The sequence below is a fragment of the Cohnella endophytica genome (assembly GCF_003628305.1).
GTDB lineage: Bacteria > Bacillota > Bacilli > Paenibacillales > Paenibacillaceae > Cohnella > Cohnella endophytica.
The window spans coordinates 157,041-173,580 of sequence record NZ_RBZM01000008.1 but is presented as its reverse complement, the minus strand read 5'-3'; the positions used below and the strand labels follow the sequence as shown (position 1 = coordinate 173,580).

The 16,540-nt window shown below is 46.8% G+C and carries 14 protein-coding genes; 2 read left to right on the top strand and 12 right to left on the bottom strand.

Annotation, left to right across the window (positions count from 1 at the left end; genetic code table 11):
• Nucleotides 1–19: 19 nt before the first annotated feature.
• Both D7Z26_RS18960 and melA read right to left on the bottom strand, forming a co-directional pair.
• The gene (locus tag D7Z26_RS18960) at nt 20–958 is read right to left on the bottom strand and encodes a carbohydrate kinase family protein (RefSeq protein WP_120978593.1); all 939 of its coding nucleotides are present in this window, start codon (nt 956–958) and stop codon (nt 20–22) included.
• Between the two features lie 36 nt (nt 959–994).
• A complete protein-coding gene (gene melA / locus D7Z26_RS18955) occupies nt 995–2,296 on the bottom strand; it encodes an alpha-galactosidase (RefSeq protein ID WP_120978592.1) in 1,302 nt (433 codons plus the stop codon).
• A 208-nt stretch (nt 2,297–2,504) separates the two neighbouring features.
• Between melA and D7Z26_RS18950 the strand changes: the two genes are divergently transcribed.
• Nucleotides 2,505–3,266, top strand: a complete 762-nt coding sequence (locus D7Z26_RS18950; RefSeq protein WP_120978591.1) for a DeoR/GlpR family DNA-binding transcription regulator — start codon at nt 2,505–2,507, stop codon at nt 3,264–3,266.
• Nucleotides 3,267–3,301: 35 nt separating this feature from the next.
• Here the strand turns inward: D7Z26_RS18950 and D7Z26_RS18945 are convergent, their stop codons facing one another.
• The 10 genes from D7Z26_RS18945 to D7Z26_RS18900 form a co-directional block, all read right to left on the bottom strand.
• Entirely contained in the window at nt 3,302–4,333 is a 1,032-nt protein-coding gene (locus D7Z26_RS18945) for a LacI family DNA-binding transcriptional regulator (protein ID WP_120978590.1), read from the bottom strand.
• A gap of 198 nt (nt 4,334–4,531) precedes the next feature.
• Nucleotides 4,532–5,905 (bottom strand): ABC transporter substrate-binding protein, encoded by a 1,374-nt coding sequence (locus tag D7Z26_RS18940; protein ID WP_158602374.1) that lies wholly within the window; start codon nt 5,903–5,905, stop codon nt 4,532–4,534.
• 22 nt (nt 5,906–5,927) lie between these two features.
• Nucleotides 5,928–6,758, bottom strand: coding sequence for a carbohydrate ABC transporter permease (locus D7Z26_RS18935; protein WP_120978837.1), 831 nt, complete (start codon nt 6,756–6,758; stop codon nt 5,928–5,930).
• Nucleotides 6,758–7,657, bottom strand: coding sequence for a carbohydrate ABC transporter permease (locus tag D7Z26_RS18930; protein ID WP_233567052.1), 900 nt, complete (start codon nt 7,655–7,657; stop codon nt 6,758–6,760). The genes D7Z26_RS18935 and D7Z26_RS18930 overlap by 1 nt, the downstream gene beginning before the upstream one ends.
• Nucleotides 7,658–7,689: 32 nt before the next feature.
• Nucleotides 7,690–8,793 (bottom strand): Gfo/Idh/MocA family protein, encoded by a 1,104-nt coding sequence (locus tag D7Z26_RS18925; RefSeq protein ID WP_233567050.1) that lies wholly within the window; start codon nt 8,791–8,793, stop codon nt 7,690–7,692.
• Nucleotides 8,794–8,900: 107 nt separating this feature from the next.
• Nucleotides 8,901–9,896 carry an ROK family protein gene (locus D7Z26_RS18920; RefSeq protein ID WP_120978586.1) on the bottom strand — a complete coding sequence of 332 codons (996 nt, stop codon included), beginning with the start codon at nt 9,894–9,896 and terminating at the stop codon, nt 8,901–8,903.
• A gap of 119 nt (nt 9,897–10,015) precedes the next feature.
• Nucleotides 10,016–10,876 (bottom strand): carbohydrate ABC transporter permease, encoded by an 861-nt coding sequence (locus D7Z26_RS18915; protein WP_120978585.1) that lies wholly within the window; start codon nt 10,874–10,876, stop codon nt 10,016–10,018.
• A gap of 26 nt (nt 10,877–10,902) precedes the next feature.
• Nucleotides 10,903–11,814 (bottom strand): carbohydrate ABC transporter permease, encoded by a 912-nt coding sequence (locus tag D7Z26_RS18910; RefSeq protein WP_120978584.1) that lies wholly within the window; start codon nt 11,812–11,814, stop codon nt 10,903–10,905.
• Between the two features lie 78 nt (nt 11,815–11,892).
• Nucleotides 11,893–13,194 carry an ABC transporter substrate-binding protein gene (locus D7Z26_RS18905; RefSeq protein WP_158602373.1) on the bottom strand — a complete coding sequence of 434 codons (1,302 nt, stop codon included), beginning with the start codon at nt 13,192–13,194 and terminating at the stop codon, nt 11,893–11,895.
• A gap of 213 nt (nt 13,195–13,407) precedes the next feature.
• Entirely contained in the window at nt 13,408–15,735 is a 2,328-nt protein-coding gene (locus D7Z26_RS18900; RefSeq protein WP_120978582.1) for an AraC family transcriptional regulator, read from the bottom strand.
• A 163-nt stretch (nt 15,736–15,898) separates the two neighbouring features.
• Between D7Z26_RS18900 and D7Z26_RS18895 the strand changes: the two genes are divergently transcribed.
• Complete coding sequence (locus D7Z26_RS18895; protein WP_120978581.1) at nt 15,899–16,528, top strand: YfbR-like 5'-deoxynucleotidase; 630 nt, start codon at nt 15,899–15,901, stop codon at nt 16,526–16,528.
• The last annotated feature ends 12 nt before the right edge of the window (nt 16,529–16,540 follow it).

Sequence of the window (16,540 nt, the reverse complement as noted above, 5' to 3'; positions counted from 1 at the left end):
TTTCATTTATCAAGACGTATTATGAACCGGCTTCCTGTGCAAAAAGACGCCTTACCCCTTCCAGGCTTAGCCCCCCTGCTCCTCCGATGGACAAGGTAGCCAATGCTCCGCAAGCATTGGCATAGAGAATAGCCTCTGCCTTGGGCTTGCCTGAGAGCATCGCGGAAATCCAGCCTGCATTAAACGAATCCCCGGCTCCCGTCGTGTCCACGGGCGTCACCCGAAACGGCTTTCCTTCCGTCATAAGGCCATTCGTATCGATGGCCATGGCTCCTGATGAGCTCCGCTTGACGATGACCTGCCCTCGCTTGGCTGGTAGTGATTCAACCAACTCAGCCAGGGTTTGGACATCAAATATACGGAGCGCCTCTTCCTCGCTCGGAATAAACCAATCCGTCCATGCCAGAAGCTCCTTGATACGTTCCCGATCCCAAGCTTCTTCCGGATCCCATCCGACGTCGAATGAGGTCGTTAATCCCGCTCCCTTTGCCGCGCGGAACACATTCGACCAATGGGGCCGCATACGCTCTTGCAAATAGAAGGACCCGAAATGCACGTGCGCCGCACCCTCGAATATCTCGATCGGGATCAGTTCCGGCGTGACGGAAGCAATTGTTCCCATATAAGTAAGAAGCGAGCGATCGTTACCGTCCGTGAGCGATAACGTTACTCCGGTACTGCAGCTTGGGTCCACAACGACATGGGATACCCCGACGCCGAACCGAGTTAATTCTTTTACGCAGAATCGACCGAATTCATCATCCCCTACGATAGAGACAAATTCTACGTCCCAGCCTAGCGCGACTAACCCGGTTGCCGTGATTGCAGAAGAGGAACCCAATACAAGCTTGAAATCATCCACTAGCTTCTCGCGATTAGGCTCCGGACGAATATCGTTACCCGCGAAAACAAGGTCGACATTCAATTCTCCGATAATAATAATCTTTCGATTCTCCATGTCGGCACCTCTGTTCTCTTGTAAGTATTCCTCTTTCTATTTCCAGTTCGGTAAATAAGGGGCATCCGCTTCCCAAATTTCCTCGAACATGCTTTTAATCTCTGCCGGTGAACATACGGCGGCAGATAACGGATCCATGTATAGGGCGTACAACGCCTTCTCCCTATCCTGCTCCATTACGGCCTCCACCGCTAATTCGAAGAATGACATGTTGGTGCGACACAAAGCGGCCAGATGCTCGGGCAAGCGTCCAAAACGCGTGGGTTGAATCCCGTTACGGTCGACAAGACACGCCACTTCGACGATTCCTTCGAAGGAAAGATTCTCGATCAGCCCGCGATTAGGTACGTTGCCATAGATCACGTTCGGCTTCTCGTTAACGATGCTATCGATAATAATCGCGGCGTATTCGTCGCTCTGCTCCAGCTTGATTTCTTCTTCCCCGGATACGATCCGCTCGATCGTTTCATCGGTTTCCCGTCTCCAGGTCGGCCATTCATTCGCGTAGAATCCGGTCGCGCCATTATAGCCCGATGCACAATGCTTATCGATTAAGTCCTGTCGCTTGCGGTAATAAGGAATATACTCCGAGAAATGTCCGCTGGATTCCGACACGAACGCGCCGAAATGCTTAACGAAATCTAGTCGCACCGGATCTTTAGCTACATAATCAGGTTCATTCATACGAGCCATTAAGGCCGGATATTGATCCTGCCCCTCTACGCTTAATTCCGTAAACCAAGACATATGATTAATGCCCGCGCAGCGCCAGTGCAGCTTCTCATAGGGAACATCCAAATATTTGGCCAACTGCTGCGATGAATGCTGGATCGAGTGGCACAAGCCGATGACAGGCACCGTTGTCGCTCTTGACGTTGCTAAAGTGACGGCGGACATTGGATTCGTGTAGTTCAGAATCGTTGCATTCGGACACAGTTCTTCTATGTCCCGCACGATTTCCAGCCATACGGGCAAGGTCCGAAGAGTCTTGAACAGCCCCCCTGGCCCTAGCGTATCTCCGATACATTGCTTAACTCCATATCGAAGCGGAATTTCGAATTCGTTACGAACCGTAGAGAGTCCGGCTACCTCAATCTGGTTAATGACAAAACGCGATCCCTTCAGCATTTCCCGTCTATTCGTAGAAGCTTCTACCGTCCAATTTTTGCCGCTCAATTCAATCAAACGCCGAACTAGCTTAAGCGATAGCTCCAAACGTCGCGAATCTACATCTATTAAAGCGAATATCCCATTGTCCAAGCCGGCGATTTGTAAAATATCCGAAGCCAAATACTGAGTGAACATACTTCCCGAGCCTACGATTGCAATACGCGTCATTGAAGAACCTCCCATAACCGTCACTATTGAATCTCCTTCATTATCCGACTAGTTAATGATTGAGTCAATCATTTGTTTTGAATAAAAGAACTAAAATGCGCATTTTATTAATCGTTTCAATCATTATTATGGACGTTTAAGGGAGGTTATGTTATTCTAGACAGACGAGATAACAGCGATTTGCAATGATCGTACAAGGAGTCCTGTCATGAGTAAGACTGCGTCAAGACGCGAAGGAATTGTTCAACGGCTACGCGATCAAGGATCAATAACCGTCGGGGATATTATTAATCAATTCCAAGTATCCGAGGCGACCGCAAGGCGGGATTTGGAGACGCTGGAGCAGGACAAGAAGCTCATTCGTACCTTTGGCGGAGCTGTTCTTGATACGGTCAGAACGGAGATTCCCTTCTATAGGAAGATGGAGATGAATCCGGAGGAGAAGAAGGAGATTGCCGAGAAGGCGTACGGCATAATCCGCGAAGGCGACGTTATCGGATTGACCGGCGGAACGACCAATATGTTCGTCGCGCGTCGCATCATCCAACAGCCCTTCGACCGACTCACGGTCGTAACGAACGCTCTTAACATCGGATTCGAGCTAGCCGGCCTGCCCGGCTTGGAATTGATTATGACCGGGGGAGTCAATCGAACCCAGAGCTATGAGCTGTCCGGTCCGATGGCCGATGCGACGCTTGAACGGATTACCATTCAGAAGACTTTCTTAGGTGCGGACGGCGTGGAATTAAATCGAGGTTTAACGACCTTTAATGAAATAGAAGCGAACACGAATCGCCAAATGATGCGTCAATCCCTAGAAACGTATGTGCTTGCCGACCATACCAAGTTAAACCGCAGCTCTCTTTATTTAATCGAAGGCTGGCAACGGGTTAATGCTCTCATTACGGATAGCCGGATACCGCCCGAATTGAAGAAAACCTACTTGTCCGCCGGGATTCAGCTCCTCTAACGACAAAGAGCCATCCCTAGAGGACGGCTCTTGCGTCAAGTCGATTGGCGCGCGATAAATTCGAACGGCACCGTGATCTTAACGGGAATCGGCATTTTATTGTGAATATAATCCACCAACAATTTGGCGGCGATTTGACCGATTTCTAATTTAGGGATGTGAATCGTGCTTAACGGAGGAGAACTATAGGACGAAAATTCAATATTATCGATGCCTACGATGGCCACATCGTCCGGTATTCGAAGTCCGCATTCGTTGACCGCCCTCATTGCCGCTATAGCCATCATATCACTAGCCGCGAATATGGCCGACGGCCTTTCCTCTTCATTCTTCAGCAACTGCTTGGTCAATTGATAACTCTCTTCGACTTCCCAGTGAGAATTTAGAGCCCACTCCGGACGGTACATAATATCCGCTTCTCTGAGCGCCTCGCGATACCCCCGATAACGCTTCTCTCTCTCCATGTCCTGGGATAGACCCGAACCCCCGATAAATGCGATTCGCTTATGCCCTTTCTCGACAAGGTGTTTAACGGCAACTTTTGCAGCCTCGACGCGGTCATAGGTAACGCGCGCAATCCCCGGATCCGACACGTCGACTCCAATGACATGAGAGATGCTTTTTCTTATCATCTTATATAGAGAAGGATCAAGGCCTTCAACAAGTATAATTCCATCCACCGGATGATCGTGAAGGATCCGATTGATTACGCCAGGGTTCCGCAGATCATCTCCCGTATATACATAGGACAGCTCGCATCCATAATTCAGGAGACTCTTCTCGATTCCTTCAAGAATGCCGGAGAAGTAAGGGTGATTGTATTTATTCTGCGTTACGGCGACGATGCATCCTATGCGAACAGCTTCCGTAGAAGTTGGAGTGTGTTGTCCGCCCTTAACCGCATGACGATTCCCCTTGTTGGATTGATAACCTAACTCCTTTACCGCATCCCATATTTTTCGGCGGGTTTCCGAATTGACAGAGCGAGTAGCCTCGTTGTTAACCACTCTAGAAACCGTCGATATGGAGACGCCAACGTGTTGTGCGACATCCTTCAGCGTTGTCACGTCTCTCTTCCACTCCTCAAAATCATATTCGCAATTTGCGCCAAAGTAATTGTGATAATCATACGAAATCCTTATATTCATGTCAATTTCGCGATGAAATAGAAGATCGAATGATCGAAATGACAGCATTTCGGTTCATTCGATCTCTTTCCCCTGCCTTGTGCATTTTGGCGCAAACCCTAGCTTTCCAGACTCGCTTTATTTACCGTAGCTTGCTCCGATATCCTTAACCGCCTGCTGAATATCGCCTTTCCCGGACAATGGGTTAGATAGCATTTGAGGAATAATGTCCCATAGCAGATTCTCTTTGCCGTCGAAGAACGGAACGGGAATGACATATTTCTGCGAATCGATAAACACTTGTTTGTTGTAGCCGTCCTGTATCGCCAGATACGTATCGACTGCCTGTTTATTAGCCGGGATCGACTGCCCTTGCTCGGCAAGTGCGATTTGGCCCTCCGAACCCGTGAGCCAGTTCAGTAGAATCCATGCCGCTTCTTCGTTATTCGTCTTCGGATTCATTCCGTATCCGGATACTTGAACAACCGTCTTCTCTTCCTTGAACTTCGGCGGGAGTATGGCCTCGAAATCAATATTCGCTACTTTGTATTCGCTTGTATTCCAGCTTCCGCCGAAGGAGATGGCAACCTTCCCCGTTGCCAAGGATAAAAAGGGATCCGGAGAAATAGACTTGACCTGGCTAGACGAAGGCACAACATGATCATCCACAATGAAGCTACGGAATTTATTCAGCACCTCGAGCCCTTCGGGCGAGTTCATAGCGAACGATTGGTCATCGTTAACCAGCCTTGCCCCGTTAGACCAGAGCTGCGATTCCAGCACTGAGTCGGCCGAGCCGGCCGCATCCATGACCAAGCCCCATTGCGAGGTGCTTGATTTATCAAAGTCGCTATCCGCAGCCGTTCTGCCCTTCTTATCCAAAGTCATTTGCTTAGCGATCTGGATAAATTCATCCCACGACATTTCCGATGTCGGAACCGGGGCTCCGCGCGGGTTTGTCTTCTCGTCTGCGAATAGCTTCTTATTATAGAAAACGACGATCGTATTCGCATCGCGAGGCAGAGCATACTGCTTTCCGGACTGCTGAAGCTTGTGCAGTACACTCGGCTCAAAGGCATCCACATCGAAGGAATGCTCGGACATGAGGCTTGTTAAGTCTTTCATAGCCCCCAACTTGGCGTACTTATCCAAATAAGCTTCATCCATCTTGTAAATGTCCGGCAGGGTACCCGAGGCAGCTTGCGCGGTTATTGCCGTCCAATAGGTTTCCCAGTCCTTAGAGGACACCTCTACCTTAATATTCGGATACTTCTCGTTAAACTTCTTGAGCAGTTCCTTCGTCTGATTCACTTCTTCCTGCGTTCCCCACTGCATAAAGGTAACCTTGGCCTTAATCGATGCCGGATCGTTCGAAGCGGTAGTGCCGGAAGAGGATTCGGCACCCGATGATGGAGCATTTCCCTTGTTGCTTCCGCAAGCCGTTACGAACAACGCCAAAATGCATAGCATGATAAAGCCGATCTTCCCACGCGAACTCAGTCGAATCATCATGATCACGACACTCCCCTTTTTCTCATTTAATTCCCGACATGACAACGCCATCTACGAAATATTTCTGAGCCGTGAAATAGATTACGGCGATCGGCACGAGCGCGAGGAATGAGCCTGCGGCCATCATCGGTAAATCCTGCGAGTTCTTGCCCATGATTAACTGCAATCCTACGCTCATCATCTGCAGCTTCTCCGACTGAATGAAGATAAGCGGGGAGAAATAATCCGTCCAAGTGAACACGAAGGCGAAAATAAATCCGGATATGATAATGGGTCCAGAAAGCGGCAGGATGACCTTACTGTAGATCGTCCAGTAATTTCCCCCATCCACATAGGTGGCCTCGTCGAGTTCTCTTGGAAGCGTCATGAAAAATTGGCGGAAAAGAAAGATGAAGTACGGATTAGCTAGAAACACCGGAATCGTGAGCGGTAGCCAAGTATCATACCAACCGATTTTGCTAAATAGGATGTACATCGGGATAAGCGTGACCTGCGAAGGGATCATTAAGGTAGCCAGCACAATGATGAACAGAACCGATCTCAGCCTTGATCTCGTTCGAGCGAAACCAAATGCAATTAGAGAACTCGTAAGAATCGTGCCTAAACCATTAATAATCGATACGGCAAACGAGTTCATGATCCATCGAGGCATAAGCGACATCGTCTCGAACAACCTGGAAAAGGAGCTAAACGTCAGTGGATTAGGCAGCAACTTTGGCGGAAACACATAGGTTTGATCTTGCGTCTTAAGCATGGTCGATAGGAGCCATAGAAGAGGTCCTATGAACACGAGAAGACCCAGGAGAAGCATGATGTACTTGTAGGTTGAGGTCATTGCCTTGGCTGTGCTCATTAACTGTTGCTCCCTCCCTTCTCGCTGCCTTCGTAATAAACCCAGCGCTGCGAGGATTTCAACAAGACAATCGTGATTACGAGAATGAGCAGGAACAACACCCACGACTGAGCCATCGCATAACCGAAGTTAAGATCGCGGAAGGAAACCTGATACGTATTCATCATGTAGGTCTGGGAGGCATAGTTAGGTCCTCCTTTACTAAGCAACATGGCTTCGGTGAACATTTGGAAGTAATAAATCACCTGCATGACGACCGTAAACAAAATAGTAGGGGTGAGCATAGGCAATGTAATGTTAAAAAAAGTCCGGATAGGGCCTGACCCATCAATACGTGCGGCTTCGTACAGCGAACGGGGGATCCCCTTCAAGCCAGCCAAGAAGATAAGGACGGCTCCTCCCGAGCTCCACATTCCTATGGAAATAATGACCGGTTTAATCAAGCCCTCGGTCCCCATCCAATCGACATTGGAGCCGCCGAACAAGACAATCAGGGAGTTAACGACGCTATCGCCCGAACCGAAAAGAATAATCCAAATGATAACGGTTGCAACAGGCGGTACCAGATAGGGCAAATAGTACAAAGTACGGAAAACCCGGATCCCGGGGATTTCCACATTGAGAAGAAGGGAGAGTACAATCTGGAATCCTACCGTAACCGGAACTCCAATGAAGACGAAATATAGCGTGTTTCTAAGGCTTTTCAAATAGACCTGATCCGATATTAGATGGGTATAATTATCGATGCCGATCCATATTGGCTTCGTAATCGCATTATAGTCGGCGAAGCTATATAGGAGACTAGCCATCGCCGGTCCAACGAAAAAGCATAGAAATCCAACAATCCACGGCGCGATGAATAATAGAAACGCCCTGTCTTCCTTCCACTTATTCGTCACTTGCATCCGTCCCCTCTAGCGCCTAATCCGAATTAAATTAATTCGTGGAGATAGACATACCGTTCTTCCTTTATTGACTTCTCGGCTGCGAGAGCGATCAGCAAGGCCTCTTTTCCAATATTCAAATCGGCGAAAGGCAGCTCCCCGGTTCTGACCGTATTCAAGAAAGCGTAGCGCTGCTTCTGGCTACCCGTGTGACCTCCATCGACGGAGTCGCTGACAACATCCAAATCGATATATTCCTTGGTGAAGTCCTCTCCTCCGCTTATATCGATCGATTTGTCCTTCTTTGCGACCATCTGGGCGCCGTTGCTTCCAATTAAACCAATCTCAAGACCTTCATCCGTAAGGTTATAAGGCTTAAGATACATGCACAATCCGAGCATAGCCTTGCTTCCATTATCGTAATCGATCGTTACCCATGCATGATCCACGATAGAGCTGTTCGTTATATTTCGGGGAGCGTAATGGGTGTAGTTATTCGTAATGAGATTGTCCTGCCCTCGGCGAATGACATGCTGACCGCCGGATGCGAATACTCGAACCGGCTTCGCTCCGATCATCCAATTGAAAATATCAAAATGATGACAGTCCTTCTCCACTAACGCCCCGCCCGACAGGGATTCATCGTAGAACCAATCTCTAGGCGGGAATGGATCTCTGAACTCCTTGCACCACATCATCGTCACGTCGCCCAACCGCCCCCGCTTCACTTCTTGGGCCATGCGCCGGTATACATTAGAATAGCGATAGACAAGACCAATCTGAACAGGTACCCCGCGTTCCTCGGCGGCTTGAATGATTTCGTTGCATTGTCCGAGCGTAGAAGCCACCGGCTTCTCCAGGAATAGAGGTTTACCGATCGCAATAAACGGAAGAGCGACATCACGGTGCAAGTAATTCGGTACGCTTATAACAACAGCATCATAATCGTCGCTATGCAGCAATAATTGATCATGATCGGTACAAACCTGCGGCTTATTGTTCTTGAGAATACCAAGCGCACGCGCTAGGTTGGATTCATGGGGGTCTGCTACCCATGTGATCTCGCATTCGCTAATCCGATCGAATCCATAGAGATGACCCGATCCCATGTCTCCAAGCCCTACAAGCGCTAACCGAATTCGCTTCTCCACTCTGTCCCCTCCCAGATGCAAATACATAATTGGATAATTTTGCCGCAAATATAGTTATAATTTATGCAACAATGCGCAAAATGTCAACCATAATTTTCCGCAAAACTTTATTTGTTTGCGGAAAACTTTGCGATCATGGCATTCCCGATGATTCCGGCATTGCTCGCGAGCTCTCCCGTACGTACCTGTAGACGCTCAGCAAATACAGGCAAAAGGCGCGCTCTCAATTCGGATGTTAATGGGGCAATGAGCGCCTCTCCTGCCTGAGCAGCTCCTCCTCCAATAACGATAACGTCAGGGCTCAGCGCGGGAACAATAGCAGCAAGCGCACGTCCAAGTATAATTCCCGTTCGGTTAAGAATGGCTGTCGCGGTCCGATCTCCTGCTTCGTGCGCGATGGATACATCCCTTGCCGTGAGCTTCCCCTGTTGTTCCAATACACGAGCAAGCATCGAGTCCATCCCATCTTTTACTGCATCGGCGGCCTGCCTGGCGATTCCGGTTGCGGATACGATTGTCTCCAGGCAGCCGGTCTGGCCGCAATTGCAAACGTAAGGAATGTCTTCGAACGGAATATGTCCAATCTCGCCCGCCAAATGTCCCGCGCCTCCAAAAATCTCGCCATTAATAATGAATGCGCTCGCGAGACCCGTGCCAATCGTAAGCCCCAGTACATAATCGTATTGTCTTCCTGCTCCGTACATGGCTTCCCCATAGACATAACTATTGACGTCATTCTCTATCTTGACGGGAATGTGAAGCCGTTCGGTCAGCTTAGCCGCTAGCGGGACATTCCGCCAGCCCAGGTTAACGGCATTCAAGGAGATGCCGTTAACAGGATCAACCAGCCCCGGAATGCCTACGCCTACACCCGCTATTTGTCGTCCTTCCGATACCGGCAATGCAGCGATCGCTTCGTTTATCGTACCCGCGATCCGGTCAATAACGGCATCTACGCCGCCGTCATGCACTAGTGTCGCACAATGGGAACGGCTAATGATTTTTCCTTCCGGCGTAACAACGCCGCATTCGATATTCGTCCCCCCTACATCTACGCCAACGAACAGCCGATCGACAGACGCTTGTTCCTTCTTCTTATCCATGTTTGCCACTTTAAGCACCTCAATGATATGTTTGCCGCAAATTATATCAAAAATAGCGCAAAAATACATCGGCTCACTCGAAAATTAGCCATAATGATGGCGGAGAAGAACCGTACCGCTTATCCTTTTACAGCCCCATTAGTTAACCCCGACAGAATATAGCGTTGGAAGAAGAAAGCCAACAGTACCGGAGGTAAGCTAGCAATAACGCCTCCCGTACTCGTCATGATGTAGTCAGCCCCGTGCTTACTGCTGAATTCCGTAATGACGACAGGTAATGTTTTAGATGCAAGCGTCGTCGTAAAGTTAAGAGCATAGAAAAATTCATTCCATGACATGATAAAAGCAAAAATCGTAGTTGCTGCCAATCCGGATAAAGAAATAGGAAGAATAATGGTTAGGAACGCCCGCAATTTCGAACAACCGTCGATTCTAGCGGCTTCCTCGATCTCCGCGGGGATATTCGCCAAATAGCTTTTCATAATCCAAATGACGAACGGAAGCACGAACGATAAATAAATAATGATCAGACTGTACTTATTATTCATGAGAGAGGCTTTACTCATAATGATATACAGCGGTACGATCAGCGCGATCGGCGGGATCATCTGAACCAAGAGGACGGTCAGTATCGCCGGCTTTCGTCCTCTAAAGTTCAATCTGGCCAAGGCATAAGCGGCAAGAATACCCAGAAACAAGGCAAGAGCGGTTACGACAATCGAGATGATGAAGCTATTCTTAAGCGCGGATATAAATTGACTCCCGGCATCCGAAGTGGAATCGTTCCCTCCGAATAATATCGCTTTATAGTTATCGAAGGTGATGTGCGGCGGAATCCATTTTAACGGGGTGGTAAGTAAATCCGCTTTGGTCGATAAGCTCGATAGGACTAACCAGCAATAAGGAGCCATTACATACAGGACGATAAGGAAGGCCAGAAAATAAACGAGAACTTGCTTGAAATTGATCGATCTCTTCATCGGAATCACCTCATATATGGATGCTGCTATACGATTTCTCCATCCTTGGACAGAAACTTGATATAGAGGAGGGATAACACAAAGGTTACCAATGTGATCATGTAAGCCATCGATGCTCCCATTCCGAAATCCAGAAATTTGAAGGTGGCTTTATAAATATAGAAGGAAAGCAGCTCCGTACCCCCGCCCGGTCCTCCTCCCGTAAGGATATAAGGCAATTCGAACGTTTGGATGGCCCAGATCGACTTCATAATCGCCAATACGACGATGACGGGTTTCACGATTGGCAGCGTAACCTTCCAGAAGGCTTGCCATGCGTTGGCCCCGTCTATTTTGGCCGATTCATATAGATCTCCGGAAATATTCGATAAAGCTGCGAGAACTAGAAGCACGACATAAGGCGTTTCCTTCCAGACATTAGCGAATATCATGGCATGTAAGGCCGATGAAGGTTCGCCGAGCCAATCGCGATATTCGCCGATGATATGCATTTGAGTAAGCAAGGCATTAAGCGCCCCGTAATTGGGGTTGTATATCCATTTCCACATAATCGCATTCACGACGCTCGGAAGCGCCCAAGGTAAGATCATGATCCCGCGAACGAATCCTCTGAACTTAAACTTCTGATTTAAGACGAGCGCGATCGCAATACCAAGGGAAATTTCAGCGATAACCGTAACGATTGTAAAATAGCCGGTTAACCTCAAGGAGTTAATAAAGTAAGAATCCTTAAACATTCTAATATAGTTATCAAGTCCGATATAATTCATGGTTCTATTGGCAAAGTCCATCTTCGAGAAACTCATATTTAAGGAATAAAGAAATGGATACAGCATTACGCCTAAAATAACCAATAAGCTCGGGAATATTAATAGATAGCCCAGCTTTTTATCCGAATCCATGGCATTGGTTATGCGCTTTAGCACTTTTTGCGTCATCTCTCTCCCACTCTCACAAAAAATACAGTCGGGGATGCAAACCCTCTTGCCTGGCCTGCATCCTCCGAACGCTTGCTTTTACTTGCTAAACTGCGCCACATTGCTTTCGATTGCCTTAAAGCCGTCCTCGATGCTATTTTTCCCAAGTAAGATCTTGATGCTTTCGACTTGAACGACGTTCGAGAACTGATCATACCAGAGGATATCCTGAAGGCCTTTGGCTTTAAGCGATTGCTTGCCGAAATCCTTCCAATAAGGATAGACCGCAAGCAGCTCCGAGTCGTTAAACAGATCCGTCCATATTGGCAAAGCCCCGATTTCCTGCGCTTTTTTCTTATCGAATTTCTTACTGGACATGTACTCGATATATTTCCATGCCGCTTCTTTGTTTTTGCTGCTTTGCGGAATCGCCATCGCTTCGGGCAAGGTCAGTACCGTACTCGAGCTTTCATCTACCCCTGGAGAATACGGCGCTACGGCGATTTCACCTACGATTTTGGATTTATCCGGGTCGTTCGCCGTCTGATAAAGTCCTGGCCATGCTTGCAGGAAGAAAGCCGTATCTCCCTTTAAGAACACGTCGGCTACCGTTTCATAATTAGAAGTGATCGATGCCGGATCTATGAATTTATCTTCATTAAGCCCTTTGCGTAGATATTCATAGGCTTTAATGAGCGGAGCATTGTTCGTTAAATTGACTTGGCCTGATCCATCGATATAATTTCCGCCGAAGGAATAGGTCATGAACGTTAATTCGTTCATACCGGATTGCGCCTGCATCAAAGAATCGATAAATCCATATTTGACGAGCCCTTTGTCCATTAAGATTTTGGACTGTTCCTTGAGCTCATCCCATGTCTTCGGTGGCTCGCTTATACCCGCTGCATCGAGCTTTTTCTTGTTGTACATGAAGAAACGAGTGTCGTTATTCCAAGGTATTCCATAGAGATCTCCATTATAGGAGAACTTGTCTAACAGTCCGGGGAGTACGCCCTCTTTAATTTCGCTGCCGATGAATTCATTTAATGGAGTAATCCATTTGTTCGTCGCAAACTTGGCCACCCATGAATTATCCAATTCGATCACGTCGTATGAGTTCGCGTTCGACGCCATTTCCACCGTTATTTTATCCGCTACATTGTCCCATGACATGTTGATGAGTTCGACCTGAATTCCCGTTTCTTTCTCGAATTGACGCGTTTCTTTCTCCATGAAGCCTACGTTATCCATTTCGTGCTTAGGCAGAAGCACCGTAATTTTCTGTTTCTCGTTAGAGGAGCCTGAACCTTTATTACTTGAGGAAGAATCTCCGCACCCTGATACAATTAAGCAAACGAAGATAACCAAGACAATTGATAATGTGAATTTCTTAGCCAACATATCGTAACCTCCCGTTTTCATTCGAATCCTTATCGGAGCGCTCCGACAACTCTAGTATAGGGGAATGAAGCCGCTCGAAAAATCGCTATATTCCATAATCCATCGGCAAAAAACAGAACAATCCATCGTCATTTTACGATCTTGATGTGCAAAATCTAAAAAAAGAGAGAGCTGCCCGCGCAACCATGACGCGAACAGCTCTCCCAATCACCCTTAATCTATCGATTCTGCGGTAATGCTTCTGTACTTACCGGGCGTAATGCCTTCGTACTTCTTAAAGGCGCGAATAAACGTATTCGTACTCGCAAAGCCGACCTGATTCGAAATATGGTTAATACTAAGCTGATCTTGTTTCAACAACTCTTTCGCTTTTTCCAGTCTGAAGTGAATCATATAATCTAGAAGCCCGACTCCCGTCTGTTCTTTAAACAATCGGGATAAATAAGTTGGCGTCATTCCGAAATGCGACCCCATAAGCGACACGCTCAGCTCGGGATCTCCATAATTCCGTTCCAGATAGCCGATGACCGCATCCTTTAACTCGCTCGACTCTTCTTTGCGATTCAGAATGATGTAACCGCACAACTGCACCAAGATCTCGCTCATCTCTAGCTTAACCTCGGCAATTTGTTGACAGTTAAGCAAGCGACGAACAGGGTTCAATTCCTGCAAGAATGAATCCTCTATGAAAGGACTAACTTCAAACAAGATGTTAATCATCGTATTCGTCAGATTAAGCTTCATCAGCTTAACTGCCGGGACGGACAAGGGCGAGGCCGTATGATGCAGCTCGAACATTTCATCTAATGTTGCCTGCGCCTGACTCGTATCTCCCGTCTTGATAAAGTTGATTAATTTTCTTCCCGCACGTAACGAAGAGAAATAAACCCACTCCTCAGACTTGGTATTGTCCAGGTTAATGATATCGTCATAGAAAGAAATTCCCGAAATACTTAGAATGAGATTGTACTCGATGGCGTCTAACGCCTCTTTGTATGCCGCAGGCAATAAATGAATATCCGATTTGGCGTTGCTTATCGCGGTACTGTAAGGAATGTTGTATTTCTCGTCGACAAAAGCCTTGATTTCTTTGGCAATTGTCATCATATCCTCTTTATCGTTATCGCTTTGATCGTTTTTCTGATTAATAATAAAAACGATCTTTTCATCCACTTCCGTCCCCACGACTTCATATTTAGAAGAGGCGACATCCATAGCCGTATTCGAGATAACAAATCTCGCCAATCGAAGCTCTTCCTTCAAGCGATTTTCTTTGCCGGCGAGCTTAAAGGACATTTTGTGCTCGTCGATGTGAAACGCCATGATTCGAAATAAGCTGGAGCTGAAGATTCGGTCGGCGAACAATTCGTCTACCCTTGCAGGATCGATCCAATTCCCCTTTAACCATTGGGTTAAGTCATTGGATTTCAACAGATCCTTTTGTTTTCTAAGGACTTGATTGGTCTTTTCCTTATCGACCGTCGACTTGATTATCGCTTGTTGAATAAATTCGTATTCATTATACTTCTTGTCGAAGAAGAGTCCGTCACTATGGGTAATCCCTCTTATAAGACTGCTTAAGGGATTGTAATTCCTTCTAATGAAAAAATAAGTCAGTATGCCGCCCAGGGTGAAGCTTAATAAAAGTCCGGCAATCGTAAGATCCCGAATATAATCCAATTTTTCCTTGATCACTTTCGTAGGGATGAGCGAAATATATTTCCAGTTCGAAATTCCTGACGTCACATAAGAAACCGTCCAATCCCGTTCATCGTATCGAGCATGAAATCCGCCTGCTCCCTTCTGAAAGCTCTTGTAATCCACAGAGTCGCTGATCGGCGAAGTCGAAGCCACGATATTGTCCGAATCATCCATAATCAAGAGTTGTCCGCCCTCGACCCATTGTATATTCTGCATGGGCTCGAGAAATTTAGAGCTATCCATGAATAACATCAATTGGCCGAAGGAGCGGTTCTGATTGTAGGTAGGCAATGTCTTCGTTAGGACGACCGCCTCGCATACGCTGCGTTCTGCACCCGTTTTGCAAATAGCTTGAAACTTGTCGTAAGGGTTCTCGACAAGCAGCTCCGACCACTGATGACTCGTCCAACTCGTATAACGCTTGAGTCTATCCGCAAACAAATCATGAGGCACAAAAGTATCATAGGTTAACGCGCCACTTTGATCGTTCATCACGACATAGATATTATCCAAGAAGGAGTTCGTCATTTTATAGCCTCTTAAATATTGCATAACTACATTGTACTGCAGTGCTTTATCGGCATCGGAATTCAAATAATGCAAGCCTTTAACCGCCGGATTCGCGGTGATCTCATAGGCTATTTTTTCAATATCCTGCAGTCTGCCGTCAATGGCATATTGAACTTGGTTCAATAAGGTTTGATTCGCATCGTTTATTTGTTTTTCCAACATATTCCGCGAGATCGGATAGATGGATGCGCTTACGATTACGGGAATAAAGAAAATAATGATATACGATACAATCCATGCATACATTACGCTGCGTTTAGCATTAAACATCGATGAATTGCCCCTCGTTTCATAGAAAACTTCCCTAAGAATTAAAGAATAACAAGAACTGCTTCTATATGGCAAATAACGAGTTAATCGTCCATTAACAAACTTATTGTATTCTATAAGTAAAGTAACCTCATTTCATTCATCAAAGAAAGGAACTCATCTTATGGGCATTCATACGTATTTTCAATCGCTAAACGATCTAGAGCGCATTATTCGTTGCCCGGGAAAATTCAAGTTTCAGGAGCACAGCGTATCGGCTCATTCTTGGAAGGTCGTTCAATATGCCAAAACATTGGCGGATATCGAAGAGCGTAACGGAGTCGTCGTGGATTGGAAAAAGCTATACGAAATAACAAGCAGCCATGATTACGGGGAAATATTTATCGGGGATATCAAAACTCCCGTGAAGCACTACTCGCTAGAGCTGCGAGCCATGCTGCAAAAGGTGGAAGAAGGTATGGTCGCTCATTTCATCGACGAGCATATTCCGGAGGAATTCAAGCAAATATTTCGCAGGCAACTGCGGGAGGGCAAAGACGATTCGGTGGAAGGACTAATCCTGGAAGTCGCGGATAAACTGGATCAGATCTATGAGGCCTTTACGGAGCTGCAACGAGGAAATACGGAAAAAGAATTTATCGTCATGTATCGAAACGCGCTTATCAAAATCAAAGAAATCAAGCTTCACTGCGTTCATTATTTCCTGCAAAATATTTTACCCGATTTAGTAAGCGAAGGAGCAAAATGTCCTTTCGATATCGAAAAGATTACTAACGAAGCGTTAGCGTCATAACCCTAAGTCCCC